Source organism: Jejuia spongiicola (assembly GCF_023502325.1).
In the GTDB taxonomy this organism is placed as follows: Bacteria; Bacteroidota; Bacteroidia; order Flavobacteriales; family Flavobacteriaceae; genus Wocania_A; species Wocania_A spongiicola.
In genome coordinates this window covers 437966-460603 of record NZ_JAMFLZ010000002.1, presented here as the reverse complement: position 1 = coordinate 460603, position 22638 = coordinate 437966, and the positions used below count along the sequence as shown (strand labels likewise).

The window sequence follows — 22638 nt, the reverse complement described above, 5'->3', positions numbered from 1 at the left end:
GTACGTATAAATTAAGTGTTATCACCTTAATCCTATTTTTAATAGCTATTTATTGCATAGAAAAAGCCCCAAATTTTGTGAAATTTGGGGCTTATCTATACTAATTACTCTTATACAAAATTACACAAAAGTAAATTGCATTAATGCTTAACAGGGTAAGTAATAAATGTAGATTCTTTCTCTAACTTATCATTTATCTCTATATATTCTACAGTTATCGTTTTTGGTGTTTTCACAACTTCTTTTGTTGTCAAAGATTTAGATGTTGTAACTCCTATTGGCAACTGTGTGGTATAGCCTGAAAAAGATAAACTAAACCCTGTGTTTCCTGGGTGGGTATACATCATGGTTTGCAATTGGGTAAAATCGCCTCCCGCACTGTAAAGCACCTTGCCATCCATATCTAAATCTTCATTATAATAGCCTTCTATTCCTGTATAACTTAAGCTGAATGCTGTATTGTCTGGTTCTGAATATAGTTTTGTAGATAGCTTTCCTGAATCTCCTGTCCCCGAAATATTAACAAAACCATTGCCATCTGCATCTCCTGCCAACATCGCCATAGGTCCTGCGCCTGTAAACGATAAATCTATCTGAGCATTAATACCATAAGTTGGTACACTACCATCGGTAAAATCTACCTCTGTTGGCGAAACACTCAAAGCTACTGTGTTCGCACTCATAATACCTAAATGGTTACGGTGTTTTACCGCCACATAATAATCACCAGCTGGTACATTATCAAAACGAACATCTGGAATCTTCTCAAAATATTCTTCTGATTGGATAGTACCATCACGTTGTAATATTGCTGATTTTCCGGCTACGACTATCGTTGGGTCGCTTACATCTCTTAACTCTACCCAAATCCAATCTACCATGGCTCTACTTCCTGCAACATTAAGTACCGAACCTCCTTGCAACATGTCAGCATAAGGGCTAGTTATTGGGATTAAATCATTAACTCGTAAATCGTCACGCATTAAGTTTTCTTCTCCTAAATTTGGTTTTAATGAAGCTCCTTGCAAATATACTTTTGGAGAAACTACAACAAAATCAGAACAATCCTTAGTATCTCCTGTAATAGACCAACCATAATCATCTATAAGGGCTTGTCTAGCGCTTTCCCCATCGCAATAAATCAATGGTGATGAATTAAGTGATATGAAGCTTGTATTGGATGATTGTGGAATATCATCTACACCATCTCCAGCTCCTCCATCACTTGTATCTTCTGCCCAACCTATCAATGTAGCATCATAATTACTGCGATCTAGGTTAGTATGGAGAAATATACCATTAAACGATATGTTAATGCTCGATAAATCCCAATTGCTAAGACTTTGATTAAAATTACTAGCAGAATTAAACATGAATGCCATATTAGAAACATTGGAAACATCCCAATCATTTAAATCTTGATTAAAATTTTCCGCAAACTCAAACATACCTTTCATATTCAACACATTACCAGTCTGCCAATTATTAAGAGGTTGATTAAATGCAAGAGCCGCACTAAACATACCTTCCATATTCTTAACATTAGAGACATCCCAATCATTTAAATCTTGATTAAACTTGGTACTAGTACTGAACATCCGCTCCATTTCGATGACATTAGAGACATTCCAATCTGCTAAGGGTTGGTTAAAATTAGAAGCTCTTCTAAACATAGAAACCATACTAGTAACATTGGAAACATTCCAGTTTTCTATAGGTTGATTAAATTCTAAAGCTCCTGAAAACATAGATGACATAAGTTCTACATTACCAACATTCCAATTGCCAATGGCTTGGTTAAATGAGAATGCGTCTAAAAACAATTCTTCCATGTTTATAATATTAAATGTGTCCCAGTTATTAAAAGCACTAGTACCTACAAGAGAATTACATGATTGAAACATAGCTTTTATACTTGTTACCTGAGATAGGTTTGGTGTATCTGTAGCAGTAACGTCTAAATTTTCACAGAAGGCAAAGGCCTCTTCCATGGAGCTCCACTGGATATTACCCCACTGACTTATTTCTACTATTTTTTCTAAAATAGCAGATGATGTGTCTAGTTCTGGACCGAATCCAGAATCTATATAAGGCGCAATACGCACTCTTGGGAAAATTCCTTTTATGGCTATGGTTTTTACACCACCGTTACCATCTGTTAACGCATAATCATGGGTTAAAGCTTCGGTAGTTGTTTGCACTGGCGACCCATCTCCCCAATCTATTTGGTAATAATAGGTTTCACCTTCTACTATTGGGAATGTGAATTCTAAATCATCATCTTCTAATTGCCATTTGGTAATAAAGGCTTCTTCTCCTGAACATTGTGTGTTTTGGCCACCATCGGTAATATTCCAACCATACATAATCTCTAAATCATTTCTGGCGTCTTCAGCAAAACAATATTGATTACTACCTCCTGAAAAGGTAGCATTTTGTGGTATTTGTGCCTCATCTACATCTAAAGTTGCCCAACCGATTAAAGTGTTGTCATAGTTTTCTATAGATAATTGCGCCGATGTTAACATATTAGAAGCATTAGATAAACTGGAAATATCCCAAGCTCCTAAATTTTGATTAAAGGCTCCTGCTCCCAAAAACATACTAGACATATTAGAGACTGTAGACACGTTCCAATTACCTATATCTTGATTGAAGGTTTCTGCTCCAAAAAACATACTGGACATATTGGATACATTAGAAACATTCCACTGGTCTAATGGCTGATTAAATAATATAGCGCTAATAAACATGTCTTTCATGTTGGTAACATTAGATACATCCCAATCGTTAAAAGCAGGTGTACCAACCAAGTTTTCACACCCTGCAAACATAAGTTCCATAGAAGATACGTTAGACAAGTTTGGTGTGTCTGTAGCTGTAATATCTAAATTTTGGCACAGAAAAAATGCTTCTTCCATAGTATTCCATGATGGGTTATCTCCCCATGCCATGATCTCTAAAATATTGGATTCGCTACCTGTATTACCGAATTTAATAGATTCAATTCTACCTATAACTGTTATAATATAATCGTCTCTAACCTCGCTATATTGATGTGTAGGATTGTTGTTAGAAACAGGTTCTGCAGAACCATCTCCCCAAATAATTATTACACTACCATTTGGTACTATGGGTAAGGTTATGGTTTGATTTGGAGCGGTTGTTTCCCATCTTGTAACAAAACTAAGGTTTGAACACTCTTTTGCACCATCATTAATAGTCCATCCCAAATTTAATAACTCCGTTCGTGCATCTTCACCAAGGCAATAGTTAGATAAGTTAGCGCCAAATATAACATTACTTGGTACATCATCTATACCATCTCCAGCTCCTCCATCACTTGTATCTTCTGCCCAACCTATTAATAAGGCATCATAATTACTTATGGATAATTGCACATTTAAAAGCATGTTACCCATATTAGTAATATTAGAAATATCCCAATCACCTAGATCTTGATTAAAGCTATTAGCACCAAGAAACATTGCAGACATATCAGTAACATTAGACACGTCCCAATGCCCTATATCTTGATTAAAGCTAGTAGCACCAAGAAACATTCCTGCCATATTTATGACATTACCTGTTTGCCAATTTCCTAAAGGCTGATTGAAACTTGCAGCTAGACCAAACATAGCATTCATAGTTGTAACACCCGACACATCCCAATTATTAAATGCTGGTGTACCTACCAATGAAGAACAGCCTCTAAACATAACTGACATTGATGTGACATTGGATAGGTCTGGGGCATCTGTTGCCGATATGTTTAAATTACTACAATTATTAAAAGCTTCTTCCATAGAAGTCCACTGTATATCTCCCCATTGTATAACATCTACTATTTTATCTATTGATTCGTCACTGTTTGGAAAATATATTCTTGGAAAATCTCCATAGATTTTTACTTCATATTCTTCTTCAGAAACATATGTATGAAAAGCATCACCTGTTAAGCCTGTACTAATAATACCATCTCCCCAATCTACAGTATAATTGTAACCATCACCTACTGTTGGAATGGTTATACTTTCGCCAGCTTCTACATTCCATTTTGTTATAAAGGGCGAAAAATTAGAACTTGGGCATGTAAAATCAAGACCATTATCATAAATATCCCATCCTAATCCTTCTAAAAGAGTTTTTGCATCTCCTCCTAAACAATATTGACTACCACCTGCATTTAATTCTAAATCTGTTGGTATTGGTCCTTCTCCTGCTTCTTGAGTTGACCATCCTATGAGCAGCGCATCATAATTTTCTGTAGAAAGTGTTACATTAGTAAACATCTCTGCTCCATATTGTAAATTTGTGATATCCCAATCACCTAGATTTTGATCAAAACTAGTCGCTCCAGAAAACATGTTACTCATTCCTATAACATTAGACACATCCCAATTATTTAAAGGTTGATTAAAATTTATACAACCATTAAACATATGATCCATATAAATAATATTAGATACATCCCAATTACTAATATCACCGTCAAAATTTATACAGTCAATGAACATAGACTCTATACTTGTAACATTAGATAAATCTGGCTCGTCTATATCAGGGTTAGTAATCTTTAAATTTTCGCAACCATAAAATGCTCTATTCATTGACGCCCACTCAATATCTCCCCATTGCTCTATACTTTCTAACTTGTTTCTATTACTCTGGTCTGAAGAGTAAAAATAGATTCTTGGAAAATCACCATATATTTTAACTTCGTAAGTATCTGGTGTAGGATAGGTATGGCTTGCATCACCTGTTAAGCCTGTACTAATAATACCATCTCCCCAATCTACAATATAATTATATCCACTTCCTGTAGTTGGAATGGTTATAATATCAAAAGGTGTGGTTGTTTTCCATGTTGTAATAAAAGGTTCAATACCACATAATAGGTCTTGGTTACCATCAACAATACTCCAATCGTATGCGCTACTTAATTCGGTTCTTGCAGCTTCTCCATCACAATATTTGCTACCACCACCATTGAAACTTAGACTACTTGGTATTGGTCCTTCTCCTACCTCTTGAGTTGCCCATCCTATTAATAAAGCATCATAGTTCTCAGTAGAGAGTGTTACACCATCGAACATACTAAATACTTGATCAAAACTTGTAATATCCCAATCGCCTAGATTTTGATCAAAAGAAGTTGCAAAAGCAAACATAGAATTCATATGAGTAACATTAGACACATCCCAATCATTTAAGGGTTGATTAAAGTCTGCACAACCATAAAACATAGAATTCATATGAGTAACATTAGAGACATCCCAATTATTGATATCACTGTTAAAATTTGAACAACCATAAAACATTGCTTGCATATTGGTAACATTAGAGACATCCCAATTATTGATATCACTGTTAAAATTTGAACACTGAAAAAACATGTTTCTCAAATTAGAAACATTAGATAAATTTGGTACGTCTGAAGCGGTTACAATTAAATTACTACACCCAGAAAAAGCATTTTCCATAGAAGTCCATAGTATATCTCCCCATTGTACAACTTCTATTATTTTGGCTTTATTTTCATCAGTAGAATTGCTAAAATCAATTCTTGGAAAAACACCATAGATTTTAACTTCGTAAGTATCTGGTGTAGTATAGGTATGACTTACATCTCCTGTTATATTACTTTCTGAAGTACCATCACCCCAATCTACTATGTAATTATAAACCTCGTCTGGCGATGTAGGGATTGTTATATTCATCCCGTTAGTGGCATCCCATTTGGTAGTAAAAAAAGCAACATTACTACAATCTAAACCAGCATCTTCAATAGTCCATCCTTGGCTTAGTAACTGACTTCTACCAGATTCTCCCGTGCAATAACTTATTTCTGGCGCATCAAAAGTGATTCCAGATGGTATTATGGTTTCACCAGAATCTTGAGTACTCCAACCAATTAATAAGGCATCATAATTGGCTGTAGAGAATGTCGTATTATTCGAAAACATCCCAGTAGCATCTGATAAACTGGAGATATCCCAATTACCTATATCTTGATTAAAAGCTTTAGAAAAAGTAAACATATAAGCCATATTTGTAACATTAGAAACATCCCAGCCTCCTATATCTTGATTAAAAGCTTTAGAAGAAACAAACATACGATACATATCTGTGACATTAGATACATTCCAGCCTCCTATATCTTCATTGAAATTAGTTGAAGCAAACGTATTTCTCATATTTGTTACATTACTTGTATCCCAATTATTAAACGAGTCGTTTCCTACTAGAGATGTACAACCAGAAAACATGTCCTCCATACTAGTTACTTTCGATAAATCTGGTATGTCTGTTGCTGTATATTCTAAATTAGTACATCCAGCAAAAGCACCTTCCATTGTTGTCCATTCAATATCTCCCCATTGCATTACCTCAATAATTTTACGTTGGTCGAAGACATCAGAAGTAGAAAAATCAATACTTGGAAAAACACCATAGATTTTTACTTCATAAGTGGCAGTTCTATTGGGATACCCATGGCGTGCACCACGACCTTGATAGTGCTCTAAAGCCGAACCATCTCCCCAATCAATGACATAATTATAAGGTCCCGGAAGATCTATTGGTAACGGTATGCTTATGAATATTCCTCTAGCTCTTACTATACTCCATTTTGTTATAAAAGGCCTTCCATTTAAAAAGCAGCTTGGATCTTCAACCCCTCCATCTGTGATATTCCAGCCAAATTCTCTTTTTAATGTGTTTCGCTCATCTAATGCTTCGCAATAGGTACTATTACCTGCGCTAAAAGTTATATCTTGTGGTATTTGTGTTTCGTTAGTATCTAACGTACTCCAACCTACTAATAAGGCCTCATAATTTTCTGTAGATAATGCTACATTTTCAAACATGCGAGCAGCGTTTTCTAAACTAGAAATATCCCAGTTACCCAAATCTTGATTAAAGAATGATGCATTTGCAAACATACTACTCATGTCAGTAACATTACTTACATCCCAATTGCTCAAATCTTGATTAAAGGATGATGCATTTGCAAACATATCACTCATGCCAGTAACATTACTTACATCCCAATTGCTCAAATCTTGATTAAAAGTATAAGCTTCAGTAAACATTTCACTCATATTTGTAACACTTGACACATTCCAATTGCCTATATCTTGATTAAAAGTAGAAACAAAAGCAAACATAGCAGTCATATCTGTTACATTACTAACATTCCAATTGCTCAAATCTTGATTAAAAGCAGAAGCAAAAGCAAACATTTCACTCATATTTGTCACCTTACTAACATTCCATGATGAAATATCTCTATTAAAACTATTATTTTCATTAAATAATTGCGACATATTTTCTACGTTACTAACATCCCAATTTTCAATATTTAAATTACCTCCAGCATTATAAAATGTACCTTTCATAGAAGTAACTTGACTTAAATTAGGTGCATTTGTTGCAGTTATTTGTAGATTTATGCAGCCCCAAAATGCACCTTCGAAAGACCTATAGATAATATCTCCCCAGTCTGAAACTTCAATTATTTTAGGAGCTTCAGCATCGTTATTAAATTGAAATCCAGGGAAATCTCCTGTAATTGACACTTCGTATACACCTGGTTGTGCATAGGTATGAAGAAAATCTCCTGTAAGACCAGTACTTGTAGTACCATCTCCCCAATTTACATTGTAATTGTATGTTTCTCCTTGTATTGTACGAATTGTTATTTGATTATCATTAGATGCTCCATCATTATTGGTTCTCCACTTAGTTACTAATGGGTCCATAGCAGCACAATTTACTCTACCATCATCTAAAATTGTCCAACCTTGATTTTGTATTAAGTTATCGCGTTCTTCATTTGCAATACAATAATTAATGCCTTCAGCTCCAAAGGTTACACCTTGGGGTATGGCTGTTTCTACTGCATTAGTATCTAAGGTATTCCAGCCTATTAATAGGGCATCGTAATTTTCTATAGATAAACCAGAATTATTAAACATATTAGCTGCTTGTTCTAAGCTAGAAATATCCCAAGTACTTAAATCTTGGTCAAATCCAATAGCACCTTCAAACATGCTAGCCATATTTGTTACTTTAGATACATTCCAAGTACTAATATCTGGATTAAAATTAACTACCTCCTTAAACATATTCCCCATAGAAATAATATTGGACACATCCCAATCGCCTAAAACTTCCGGATTGGTGATGACCGCTTTACTAAACGCAGAACCCATCTTAGTTACATTGGAAAGGTTTGGTGGTGCTTCAGGTAATGTAAGATTACATGATGGAAATGCAAATTGAAAAGACAACCATACATTATTGCCCCAACTCTCAACAGCCTTTAAGGCTTCTCTATCGTTAGTACTCGAGAAATCATATCGAAAACCACCTATGTTACCATAAATTTTTATAAAATATTCTCCTGCTCCAAAATAAACATGAGACGTAAAATCATCATATCCTGTAACATAGGTACCATCTCCCCAATCTACCGCATAGGTTTCATTTGAATATTGGTCTAAGGGTAGATTAAAATTTTGATTATCGGAAGCGGTTTCTATACGTAATACTACTGGATCTGCACAATCTATATTAGATACACTCGCCGAACAGGTTGCCGTATTGGCCGCAGCATCGGTAGCGTACAACGTAACATCTAGAGTAGAAGGACTATCACAACCAATGATTATAGGTAATGAAGAACGTATATTATTGGTATTTGTTGTTATTGTTCCTGTTAAAGATTGAAAAGTTGAGCTTGTAACATCTGCGCCATATACATATAAATAATATACCGTATTAGGATACATAAAATATGTATTGCTACCTCCTACAATGGTATTTGTTTCACTATCAATTGTTGCGCCTCCTATATAGCCTTGTCGTTCTGCCAACTCATCCGCAGTAGGTGGATAATCCCATATATGATAGGTAAATTGAGACTCCGCTCCTGTAACACCGTTATCTTCTATCTCTATATCAAAATCGAAAGTGTAATTCCTGGTAAATGGCACCGTAAATGTTGATGGCTCATAGTATTTACCTAAATCTTCATTATTAGAGGTATCTATATTGAGGTAAAACGTATTATTTTCTGTTAAAAAATGAAGTTGACCAGAATCGTCGGTTGAGCCATTATCAAAATCTGAAGGTGTAATAACATATCCTGTTGCAACATCTGGATATTCTCCTACTGCAACATCCTGACAATTTATAACAGGACTATTAGTATCTTCTACCGTTATGGTAAAAGAGCATAATACTCCCTTATTAAAGCCATCTGTCACTTCAAAAGTTTGTTGCGTTACTCCAACAGGAAAAAAGCTACCACTAGGTAAGCCTGACGTTTGTGTTATTTCTAAATCTTCTGAGGAACCACAATTGTCTGTAGCAACCAAATCTGTAAACGTTACTACAGCTCCCGCACTTCCGGGTGTTATTGGTACTGTGATATCTTCTGGACAATTTGTGAATTCTGGCGCTACGGTTTCTATGACTTGAACTTCAAAGCTACAGCTTGTGGTATTGCCTAAATTGTCTGTAGCTGTATAGCTAACAATCGATCTTCCTACAGGAAACACATCGCCAATTCCTAATGCAGAGGTTTGTACAAGACCATCAGGTATGGTAGTACAAGGCGAACCTGGTTCTGCTGTAAGCACAATTCCTTCTAAAATACCACCACAACTTCCATCTGAGAGTACTATGCTTATTTCATCAATAGATTCATTAATAGTTTCACAACCACTTATTATTGGTCCAGACGCCTCAATAGCCAAATCTACCATACAGTTGCTACTTTGCCCATTACTTTCAAAAGCATATAAATTTATGGGTATAGATGAGCCTATATCTGCACAGTCTATTGGTATATCTGGGCTGTTTAGATACATCATCTCTGAACTAAATGCTAATGTACCGTTAAAATTCCCTGTATTATTACCATCGTTTCTAATGACAGAGGCATAATAGGTTTTGCTACTTTGCAACATAAGGGTATTAGTTCCATTAGGCGTGTCTATGTTACCATTAGAGGTAAATTCTACAACGTTTAGATATCCGTCTCTATCATAATAATTTCCTGCATTTGGATTAAAGGCATCTTCCCATATGAATAATGTGCTCGATTGGTCTCCTGAAACAGTTAATGTATAATTGCCTGTTGCTGGTGGTTTTAATTCAAATAATTGATAACCAAAAACGGGGAAACTACTTATAAGTTCATCTGTAGGGCTATTGCTGTCAAGCACTACTGAAACTTCCGTTCCTGTACCAAAGGCAAAGCTTATGGCTTCAGATAAATCATTTGTGGCTTGTCCTACTATTTCTGGCGTTACATTTAAAGTTCCTTCTGCAGGTATGGTTATACTAGACTCACAGCTTAAAACGGGTGCCGTATCTACAATAACATTATAGCTACAAACTGAGCTTTGGTTACCCGCACTATCTTCAAGAGCCAGTTGTACTGTAAAATTTGTTGTTGGTACTGTTCCAAATGCAGGTCCATTATCTATACGTACTAAAGTTAATTCATTACTGGCAGAACAATTATCATCTGCAGATATACTAGGTGTTGGTAAAATTTGATTTTCTAATAAGGTAATAGCTCCTGGGCAATTATTGATAACTGGTGCCTCTGTATCTTCTACTATCACATTAAAGGTACATGATTCGTTAATACCCCCAGCCGTTTCTACTTCATAAGTAATAGCTGTACTTCCAACCGGGTATCCTCCAAAAGGCATTCCTGTATATGCTTCGGAAGCAATGACACAAATAGTGTTATTGAAAGTTATATTATTATAAGCTTCTAAATCAACAATTGCCCTACATGCACCTGGGGCTGCGTTAACTATAATATCGCTACATTGTAAGCCTGGTGATATTTTACTTCTAACGTACACAAAGGTTGTACAAGTATCTGTTAATCCATTACCATCGGTTACTGTTAAGGTAACGTTATGCTGGTCTTCTATATCACTACACTCAAAAGTGTTAGGAGATACTGCCATTGAAGCAATGCCTGAAATTCCAATATCATACGAGCCATCATTGATTTCTTCTGGGGTCAAAGTATATTGTCCATTACTATCAAGATTTATTTCTATTGATTTACATTGCGCAACGGGAGCAAAGGTATCTGCTCCTTCATAATGCACTATAAATTTTAAGTCGCTATTTGTAAAATCTTCATTGCCCTCAAACATATTTCCTGATGGATATGGACTACCGCTTTTCTCGGTTAAATTAGCACCTTCTCCATCAAATAATTTAAAGAAATACATTTCACCTGCAGTAACAGCATATCCACCAAATGTCACCGTATATGTCCTTCTTTCGTTTGTTGATGCAAATAGGGTAAATGATTTTGTTCTTTGACCATCGGTATCATTACCAACAGCTACTCTTGCAGTTGTAGTTGTTTCTGCATAGTCTGTAGAAAAGGTAACACCTACTATATTACCACTACATGATGCGATAAAGGTTTGTCCTTGAACACCTGAAGCTAAAGTTGTTTTTCTTGTATCATTTTGATTAAATTGTCCTATGTCATTTATAGGAGTACATTGTGCATTAACACTTTGTATACTAAAAGAAAAAACAAATAGTACTATGTAAATTAAAGGGGGTGTTGCTTTCATGATTATTTAATTTTTAAATCATGTGCAAGGTAGATTGAGTATTAGTTTTGAAAAATAAGAGACAGCACGTAAATACTACGTAGCGGTACTTATATTGTACTATTTTTATAAAAAAACCTCCTAATCTTTTTTATTAGAAGGTTTAATGACATCTTTTTTTTGTTTTGGGGATTGCTATTAATTAGTGTTTTTTATTTTACATCTTAAGATTAGCCTTAGTAGCTAAATTTCTTTAAAACACATTATTCTATTTTTATGAACTTAACTGTATATTCATTATTAAATTTCAAGAAGTAAAGACCATTATTAAAACTCCTAATATCAATTTTTTCATTATTACTAATTGTACCGTCCATTACTTCTTGTCCCAAATAGTTTATAATAGTATAGTTTTTAGAAAACTCTAAATTTGAAATTGTAATATAATCTGAACTTGGATTAGGGAAAATTGAAACTTCTTCTCTAAAATCATGATTATTGTTAGAAAGTGTGTTACCACACTCTATTTCTAAAAAATACAAAAAATCTCGATTGGGAAAACTGTCAAACCCTGAAGCATTAGTCGGTAGGGCCCCACCATAATCTAACGCTTTATAATAAACTGTACTTCCCATTATATTAGCATAGTCTGTAGCTTCACTAGTAATCTCGTAAATTGCCATAACCCAGTAATCACCCGGAGAAAGAACAATAGGTGTTACAGGTAACGATATTACTCCGTTTCCAACAGTACCAAAATCACTAAAAGTTATTAAATTATTAGGCACACCTGCATTATCATCATAAACAGCCATTTGCACTCCAGAACCAGTACCAAAACCAATCATATTGATAGACTTTAATGTACCTTCTTCTGAAAGCGTATATTTTGTCCCTAACAAGTTATTAGCTATAAAATTACCTGGTATTGGAGTAATAAATTCGTCATTACCAATATTACAGTTTTGGGCGTAAAATTTTAAACTTAAAAGTATTATTGTAAAAAAATAAAGTTGTTTCATAGTTAATTATAATTTGGTTTTTAATAATTCATTTAGCATTGTATATTGAAACTTTACATAAGATTTATCATGTAGAAAATATTTTTCATAATTAAAGGGAGACACTTTCATAACTATATAGTTATAAATCGTGTGCAAGGTAATTTGAATGTTTACTCTATAAAATAAGAGACGGCTCGTAAATACCTAGTAGTAGTACTTATATTAAGTATCGTTTCTTACTTGTTGGGCTATTATTTTAATCAAAAAAGCCTCAAGTTTAGTTTTCTTGAGACTTTTATATGCGCTTTTAAATAGTATAAATTATGTGTGATTTACCAGAAAACAAATCATATTAATACTTAACAGGATACGTAATAAACGTTGATACTTTCTCTAACTTATCGTTTATCTCTATATATTCTACTGTTATTGTTTTTGGTGTTTTCACAACTTCTTTTGTTGTCAACAGTTTAGATATTGTACCTCCTATTGGTAACTGTGTGGTGTAGCCTGAAAATGACAAACTAAACCCTGTGTTCCCTGGATGGGTATAAAGCATGGTTTGTAATTGGGTAAAATCGCCTCCTGCACTGTAAAGCACATTGCCATCCATATCTAGATCTTCATTATAATAACCTGCTGTTCCTGTATAACTTAAACTAAACGCTGTATTGTCAGGTTCTGAATATAGTTTTGTAGATAGCTTTCCTGAATCGCCTGTTCCTGAAATATTAACAAAACCATTACCATCTGCATCTCCTCCCAACATGGCCATAGGACCTGCTCCTGTTAACGATACATCTATCTGGGCATGTGTACCATATGTATTCATGCCTACATCTGTAAAATCTACCATTGTTGGTATAGCACTTAAAGCTATAGCACTAGCACTCATAATACCTAAATGATTACGGTGTTTGATAACTACATGATAATTATCTGCTGGTAAATCAAAAGTTAATGGTGATACTCCATCTACAGCTACTACATCACCGTCGCGTTGCAACAGGGCGGATTGACTATCAATTACCAGAGTGTTATTGGTCTTATCTCTTAATTCTATAAAAACCCAATCTACGATGGCATCAGTGCCCACAACAGTGAACACTGAGGCATCTGCTATTAATCCATCTCCATAGGGAGACATCGTAGGTATATAGTTAGCCACTCTTAAATCATCACGCATTAAACTTTCTTCCCCTGTATTTGGATTTAAACTTGCACCTTGTAAATAAACTTTTGGGGATAATAAAACTCTAACACAATTTGTATCTTGATCACCATCAGTGATTGTCCACCCAAAACCACCATCAACAATTGGTGTCATTAACAGCGTTCTCTCTGTCTCTGATAAACAATATTGACTACCACCTGCATTTAATTCTAAATCTGTTGGTATTGGCCCTTCTCCTGCTTCTTGAGTAGACCATCCTATGAGCAGCGCATCATAATTTTCTGTAGAAAGTGTTACATTAGTAAACATCTCTGCTCCATATTGTAAATTTGTGATATCCCAATCACCTAGATTTTGATCAAAACTAGTCGCTCCAGAAAACATGTTACTCATTCCTATAACATTAGACACATCCCAATTATTTAAAGGTTGATTAAAATTTATACAACCACTAAACATATGATCCATATAAATAATATTAGATACATCCCAATTACTAATATCACTGTCAAAATTTATACAGTCAACGAACATAGACTCTATAATTGTAACATTAGATAAATCTGGCTCGTCTATATCAGGGTTAGTAATCTTTAAATTTTCGCAACCATAAAATGCTCTATTCATTGACGTCCACTCAATATCTCCCCATTGCTCTATGGTTTCTAACTTGTTTCTATTACTCTGGTCTGAAGAGTAAAAATAGATTCTTGGAAAATCACCATATATTTTAACTTCGTAAGTATCTGCTGTAGCATAGGTATGGCTTGTATTACCTGTTAAATCACTTTGTATAGTTCCATCACCCCAATCTATACTATAATTGTAGCCAGTTCCGGTAGTTGGAATGGTTATGCTTTCATTAGCTCCGACATTCCATTTAGTAATAAAAGGATTTCCTAAACCACATATTGGGTTTTCTATGCCTAGATCATTAATAGTCCATCCATAACCACCATTAGATACTGATGCCACTAAAAGATTTCTGGCATGTACGCCTTCACAATATTTACTATTACCAGCATCAAACACTAAATTTATATCACTTGGTATTGGTCCTTCTCCTGCTTCTTGAGTAGACCATCCTATGAGCAGCGCATCATAATTTTCTGTAGAAAGTGTTACACCACTAAACATTTCAGTTCCAGAAACTAAACTTGTGATATCCCAATCTCCCAGATTCTGATCAAAGTTTGATGCGTTTAGAAACATCTTCTCCATATTAATAACATTAGACACATCCCAATTGTTAAACGAATCATTTCCTACAAGCAATTGGCAGCCAGAAAACATGCCTTCTGTATTGGTAACATTAGATAAATCTGGTATGTCTGAAGCGGTTACAATTAAATTACTACAACCAGAAAAAGCAGTTTCCATAGATGTCCACTCTATATCTCCCCATTGTACAACTTCTTTTATTTTGGCTTTAATTTCATCTGTAGAATTGCTAAAGTCAATTCTAGGAAAATCGCCATAGATTTTTACTATACGTTGTTGGTCAGAAAGATCATCATTAAGATAAAATGTGTCGTACTCGTGAGAAGCATCTCCTATTATGCCTGTGTCAAATGAGCCATCTCCCCAATCTACAATGTAATTGTAACCATCACCCATTGTTGGGATGGTTATGGTTTCTCTAATATCAGCAGTCCATTTGGTAGTAAATGGTGATTCTGTAAGACCACATATAGGACTAAGTCCAGAATCATTAATAACCCAATTATAAGTCATCATTAATTCTGTTCTTGCACTTTCGCCATTGCAATAAAGACTACGACCTGGGTTAAATGTAATACCTGTAGGGATCGGTCCTTCTCCTGCTTCTTGGGTAGACCAACCTATTAACAAGGCATCGTAGTTTTCTGTAGACAATGCAAGATTTCTAAACATATCTCCTGCTCCAAATTCTAAACTTGTAATATCCCAATTACTTAAATCTTGATCAAATGGTAATATAACAGAAGTATATTGACTATAAAACATCTTACCCATGTTTGTAACATTAGAGACATCCCAATTACCTATATCTTGATTAAAATTATAAGCATCAAAAAACATAAAGGCCATATTGGTAACATTTGATACATTCCAATTACCTATATCTTGATTGAATGGTTCTGCACCAGCAAACATACCTTGCATATTGGTAATGTTAGACACATCCCAATTGTTAAATGAGCTATTTCCTATAAGCGTATGGCAACCATTAAACATTCCAAGAGCATTAGTTACTTGAGATAAATCTGGTATATCTGTTGCTGTTACATTTAAACGATTACAACCAGAAAAAGCTTGCTCCATTGAAGCCCACTCTATATCTCCCCATTGTACAACCTCTCGTATACGCTCTTTTGTAATAACACTTGAGACTTCCCAAAAATAAATTCTTGGGAAGTTTCCATAGATTTTCACTTCATATTCCCCTCCAATGGCATATGTATGAGAAGCATCACCTGTTAAGTTATGTTCAATGGTACCATCTCCCCAATCTATACTATAATTATAGCCAGTTCCGGAAGTAGGTATAATTATACTTTGATCATCTTCTACAATCCATTTTGTTATAAAAGGTAAAAAATTACAACTAATAAAATCGCGACCATCATCATTAATACCCCAACTGTATGTGCTCATTAATTCGGTTCTTGCAGCTTCTCCATTACAATATTTGCTATCACCACCATCGAAATCTAAATTACTTGGTATTGGTCCTTCCCCTGTTTCTTGAGTTGCCCATCCTATTAATAAAGCATCATAGTTTTCTGTAGAGAGTGTTACACCAGTGAACATACTATTTATAAAATCTAAACTTGTAATATCCCATTCTCCTAGATTTTGATCAAAAGAAACTGCATTATTAAACATAAATTTCATATCTGTAACATTAGATACATCCCAATTGTTTATAGGTTGATTAAATGAACTAGAAAAAATAAACATTCCAGACATATTAGTTACATTAGAGACATTCCAATTATTTAAGGGTTGGTTAAAGTCTGTACAACCATAAAACATTGCTTGCATATTGGTAACATTAGAGACATCCCAATTATTGATATCGCTGTTAAAATTTGAACACTGAAAAAACATGTTACTCAAATTAGAAACATTAGATAAATTTGGTACGTCTGAAGCGGTTACAATTAAATTATCACAACCTGAAAAAGCATTTTCCATAGATGTCCATTCATTAATTCCCCAATTAGTAACTTCTATTATTTTAGCTCGATTTGCAGATGTTGAGCTATTAAAATCAATTCTAGGAAAATCACCATAAATTTTCACTTCGTAAACACCCGGTGTAGCATACTCATGAGTGGCGTTATCGGTTAAGCCTTCGTCTAAGGTACCGTCTCCCCAAAGAACCGTATAATTATATACTTCTCCAGGAAATGTTGGTATTATAATTGAAGAAGTGTTAGGTGTTCCGGAAACATCTGTATTCCAAGTTGTTATAAAGGGTTCAGGATTAACACATGTTGGGTCTTGTAGACCATCATTAATAGACCAACTAAAATTTGTTATTAAACGCGCTCTTTCAATTTCTCCATTACAATAACGACTATTTCCTGCATCGAAATTAACGTTACTTGGTATTGGGCCTTCTCCTGCTTCTTGAGTAGACCAACCTATTAACAAAGCATCGTAATTTTCTGTTGAAAGTGTTACACCTCCAAACATACTAGAAGCATTATCTAAACTTGTGATATCCCAATTATCTATATTTTGGTTAAAAGAGATTGCATTATTAAACATGTTTATCATATTAGAGACATTTGAGACATCCCAATTGTTAAACGAATCATTTCCTACTAGAAATGTGCATGAATTAAACATGCCTTGTAAGCTGGTTACATTAGACAAATCTGGCGTGTCAGAAGCGGTTACACTTAAATTATTACACTCTGTAAAAGCATTTAGCATAGTAGACCACTGTATATCTCCCCATTGGGTAACTTTTCTTATTTTACTTTTATTTACTCCAGTAGAACTACTGAAATCTATTCTTGGAAAATCGCCATAAATTTTAATTACGTATGTACCTGGTATGTCATACTGATGAGAAGCATCACCCGTTTGATCATATTCTACAGTAGCATCTGCAAAATCACTACCATCACCCCAATCTATTACATAATCATATCCGCTACCAGTTGTTGGTATTTCTATAGTTTGGAAATCACCTGTAAGTTGCCATTCGGTAATAAAAGGCCTTCCTAAACCACAAAACTCATCTGGACCATCACCAAAAATGTTCCAAAAATTATTAAACAATAAATTTAATCTAGCATTTTCACCGTTACAATATGTATAGCCATTGGCATTGAATGAAACGCTATTTGGTATTGAACCCTCTCCTGCTTCTTGTGTTGACCAACCAATTAAGAGCGCATCATAATTATCATAAGAGAGTGCTGTATCTGTAAACATATTATTGGCGGTAACTAAACTTGTAATATCCCAATTACCAACGTTTTGATCAAGATTAGTTGCTGATTCAAACATATTATTCATGTTTGAAACATTAGACATATCCCAATTATTAAACATATCATTTTCTGTTAAAGAAGTACAATCTTTAAACATAGATGACGTATTTGTAACATTAGATAAATTTGGTATGTCAGTAGCTGTAACTTTTAAATTACTACATTCTAAAAAAGCACCTGCCATTGAAGACCACTCTATAGCGCCCCATTGTTTAACTTCTCTTATTTTAGTTCGATTTGCAGATGTTGAGCTTCCAAAATGAATTCTTGGGAAATCTCCATATATTTTCACATCGTATTGTCCAGTAGACGTATACTCATGAGAAACATTACCTGTTTGATTATAACTAAAAGTACCGTCACCCCAATCTATACTATAATTATAACCATTTCCATTTGTAGGTATTTCTATAATTCTATTACCATTTGCATTCCATTCGGTAATAAATAATTCTTCTTCAGAAACACCACAAAATGGATCTCGGCCACCATCGCTAATAGCCCAACCGTATGTACTCATTAATTCGGTTCTTGCAGCTTCTCCATTACAATAGCGACTCTGAGGTGCATCAAAAGCTGTACCTGTAGGTATCTGCGTTTCTCCTGCATCTAAATTTGCCCAACCTATTAATAAATTATCATAATTAGTAGTTGATAAGCTAGTATTACTAAACATTGCAAAAGCATTATTTAATGAGCTGATATCCCAAGTTCCAAGATTCTGATTAAATGATGATGCAGTAGCAAACATACCATTAGCATTAACTAAATTTGATGTATTCCAAGTAGTAATATCTCCATTAAACGCATATGCATCTAAAAACATTCCAGTCATGTTAATTACATTAGATACATTCCAGTTATTAAGAGGTTGATTAAATTCTGTGGCGGAGAAAAACATTCCTTCCATAGTAGTTACATTAGATACATTCCAGCCATTTAAGGGTTGATTAAATATTGTGGCAGCAAAAAGCCCTTCCATATCAGTCACATTAGATACATCCCAGTTACTTATATCTTGATTGAATATACTTGCCCTAGCGAACATATGATTCATATTTGTAACGTTAGACAAGTTTGGTGGCGTGACTGGCAAAGATTCTAGGTTACTACACCCATTAAATGCCTCTAACATGGTTTCCCAAACATTATCTCCCCAACTTACTACACTTTTTAATATTGGAGCATTTGCATCATTTAGATCTACATCTGAGAATCTGAAATATGAAATATTTCCATATACTTTTATAGTATACTCTTCTGCAAGAGCGTAATTATGGTTAGTATATCCTGTATGTCCTGTTGTAGATGTTCCATCTCCCCAATCTACAGTATATGTTTCACCTGTATATGGCATAAATGGCAACTGAAAATCCTGGTTTGCTGTAGGTGATATAATTAATTCTATTGGGCAACTAATATTAGATACTGATACTGATGCCGTACAAGTATCTGTATTACCTACTCCATCAACAGCAGTAATTGTAACATCATCAATATTTACAGTACTACAATCAATAAACATTGGTAAAGACGAGCTTATGCTTGTCTCTACAGACATTATTCCTGTTAAATTCTCAAAAGTTGTACTTGTACTTGATGCTGCATATATATGCATATAGTATTTTATGCCTGCACTTAAGGTCGTGGTTGTATTTCCACTTACAACTTGACCTGTAGCAATATCAATTGTTGTATCGACTATAAGACCTTCTCCATTTTCTGTTGGCGGAATATTCCATATACTATACCTAAATTGAGACACGAACGTTCCTGATCCTCCATCGTTTTTGATAAGGTCAAAATCAAACGTATACGCTCCATTAGATGGCACCATGAAGATTGAAGATTGATGGTATAAGTTTGAATGTACAGGACTTGTATTGTCTATATTAACGTAAAATTGATCATACTCTGCTAAAAAATTTAATTGACTAGAATTATCGGTAGAGCCATTGTCAAAATCTGAAGGTAAAATGGTATATCCAATATCTGTTGTTGGGAGTTCTGGAACAGTAACATCTTGACAACTAATTATTGGTCCTTCTGTATCTTCTACAGTTATTGTAAATGTACACTCACCTGTATTTCCACTAGCATCTGTAACCGTAAACGTTTGGATGGTCTCACCGGTTGGGAACAATTCTCCACTACCCAATCCACTGGTTTGAGAAATTTGTAAATCTTCTGTCGCTGTACAATTATCAGTAGCGCTAATAACAAAATTAACAATAGCACCTGCACTGTTTGGATCTATATCAACAGTAATATCTGTTGGGCAATCTATAAATTCTGGCGCTACATTCTCGGTAGCATTTATACTTGGTACACAACTAGTATTTTGCCCATTATCTTCATATGCATACACGCTATTAGTTGCTATAATAGTTCCCGCATCAGAACAATCTAAATCTAAGGTAATTGAAGAAGGCCCATTTACATAAATTAATTCTGAACTAAAAGCTAGTGTTCCTGTAAAAAATAGATTTTCACCATCTTCTAACACAGACATGTAATAGGTCTTACCTCGTTGTAAGCTAAAGGTATTGTTGTTACTTCCTTGAGCTAGCGATCCATTTGCATTAAAACTTGCAAACCCAACATAACCTGGTCTTAAAGCAAAATCTCCTGTGTTTGGATTAAAACTATCTTCCCAAATAAATAAATTACTCGAATTATTACCAGACAAAGTGAATGTGTAACTTCCTGTGGTTGGTGGTATTAACTCAAATAACTGATAATGAAAACCTGTTGGTAAATTAAGAATTTGATCTGTAGGGCTATTATTATCTAATACAACCGGAACTTCTGTTCCTGTTCCAAAAGCAAGATTAGCAGTTGCTGATAAATCGTTGGTAGCATTTGCAAGTTCATTTAGTGTAAACTCAGATGTGCTTGTATTTTCATCGACTATAACAGAAGGTGATGAACAAGTAATTACGGGTGCGTTGTCGATAACCACATTATAACTACAAATACTACTTCTATTTCCGCTAGTATCTACAATACGATATTGTACTGTAAAATTTGAAGTAGGCACTGTACCAAAAGCAGGACCAGCATCTAATCGTTCTATAACCAATTGACTGTTAGCATCATAATTGTCACTACTGCCACTAGTACTAGGTTCTTGTAATGTTTCGCCTTCTAGTAACACAACATCTGTTGTTGGACATCCACCAAGTACAGGTGCTTCTGTATCATTTACAATGACATTAAAGGTACACGATTGTTCTTCTCCGTAATTATTAGTATACGTATAAGTAACTTGTCTTGGTTGACCTATAAAATATGTAAAACCAAAACCAGAGGCTCTATATGAACCTGTGAATGTATCACTAGGGCAGCCATTATCATTAATGGTTATGTTACTCCCATCAAAGTCTGCTGGACGAATAATGGCAAAACTCTGACCTGGATCGTTAGCAACAATATAATCACTGCATTGAATGTCTGCATAGTTACCGCTAATAACAGTTATTGTTGCAGTACAACTATCAGTAAGACCGTTAGCACTAATGCTTAAATCAATAAAATTATTACTTCCAAGGTGAGAACAATCAAAATTAATATTTCCGTCATAGATAATAAAGCCACCTCGAGTAGTAGAACCATTGTTAACCTCTGATGCGTTTATACTTGCCTCACCATTAGCATCTAATATCACTGTAAGATCTCTACAACGAGCTATTGGAGGTTCATCTTTATAATGTATATGAAACTTCAAATCTCTGGGTATCCAAGCATTTGGTACTCTAAAATCAGAAAAAATAAACATAGTTCCTTGTGTATATGGGTTCCTATCATCATATTTTATATCTATATGACTATTAGGACTATCTTTTATGATTCGAATCCCATACTCTGTTCCAGATTCCACTTCTGAAGGGTTATTAAATAAAACATACTGCTCTACTCCTTGATTAGAAGCAGAATGGGTACCGATGTTTCTTGTTCCGGTTGCCAATAACTCACGATTAGTACTAAAAGGGTTTTTGTACATCTCTACTGTTACATCATTTTGTCCTTGTAAAACTTCATGAGTCCAAAAGGAGAATCCTTCAATTTCTCCATCACAAGTTGCTATAAATGAATTTCCCATTATATCGATGACCTCATCACGATCATTGGCGCCTGACTGTACAATATCATGTACCGGACCACATTGTGCTTTAACACTTTGCAGACTAAAAAAGAGAATGAATAGTACTAGGGTAATTAAAGGGGTTTTTGCTTTCATGATTATTTAAAATTTAAATCATGTGCAAGGTAGTTTGAGTGTTAGTTTTGAAAAATAAGAGACAGCACGTAAATACTACGTAGTGGTACTTATAAATAATTCTTCTACTAGTAATCGTTTT

The 22638-nt window shown here is 34.6% G+C and carries 3 protein-coding genes; all 3 read right to left on the bottom strand.

Going from position 1 to position 22638, the window contains the following annotated elements:
- Nucleotides 1-140 precede the first annotated feature (140 nt).
- The 3 genes from M3P09_RS05940 to M3P09_RS05930 all read right to left on the bottom strand — a co-directional run bounded on the left by M3P09_RS05940 (nucleotide 141) and on the right by M3P09_RS05930 (nucleotide 22517).
- Nucleotides 141-11627, bottom strand: coding sequence for a BspA family leucine-rich repeat surface protein (locus tag M3P09_RS05940; protein WP_249972400.1), 11487 nt, complete (start codon nucleotides 11625-11627; stop codon nucleotides 141-143).
- Nucleotides 11628-11869: 242 nt separating this feature from the next.
- Nucleotides 11870-12628: a T9SS type A sorting domain-containing protein gene (locus tag M3P09_RS05935; protein WP_249972399.1), complete on the bottom strand. Its 759-nt coding sequence runs from the start codon at nucleotides 12626-12628 to the stop codon at nucleotides 11870-11872.
- A gap of 334 nt (nucleotides 12629-12962) precedes the next feature.
- The gene (locus M3P09_RS05930) at nucleotides 12963-22517 is read right to left on the bottom strand and encodes a BspA family leucine-rich repeat surface protein (RefSeq protein WP_249972398.1); all 9555 of its coding nucleotides are present in this window, start codon (nucleotides 22515-22517) and stop codon (nucleotides 12963-12965) included.
- Nucleotides 22518-22638: the final 121 nt, after the last annotated feature.

What these genes read in the sequence shown, in the direction of transcription:
- M3P09_RS05940 (WP_249972400.1), bottom strand. Translation starts at nt 11,627, where the DNA reads ATGAAAGCAACACCCCCTTTAATTTACATAGTACTATTTGTTTTTTCT.
- M3P09_RS05935 (WP_249972399.1), bottom strand. Translation starts at nt 12,628, where the DNA reads ATGAAACAACTTTATTTTTTTACAATAATACTTTTAAGTTTAAAATTT.
- M3P09_RS05930 (WP_249972398.1), bottom strand. Translation starts at nt 22,517, where the DNA reads ATGAAAGCAAAAACCCCTTTAATTACCCTAGTACTATTCATTCTCTTT.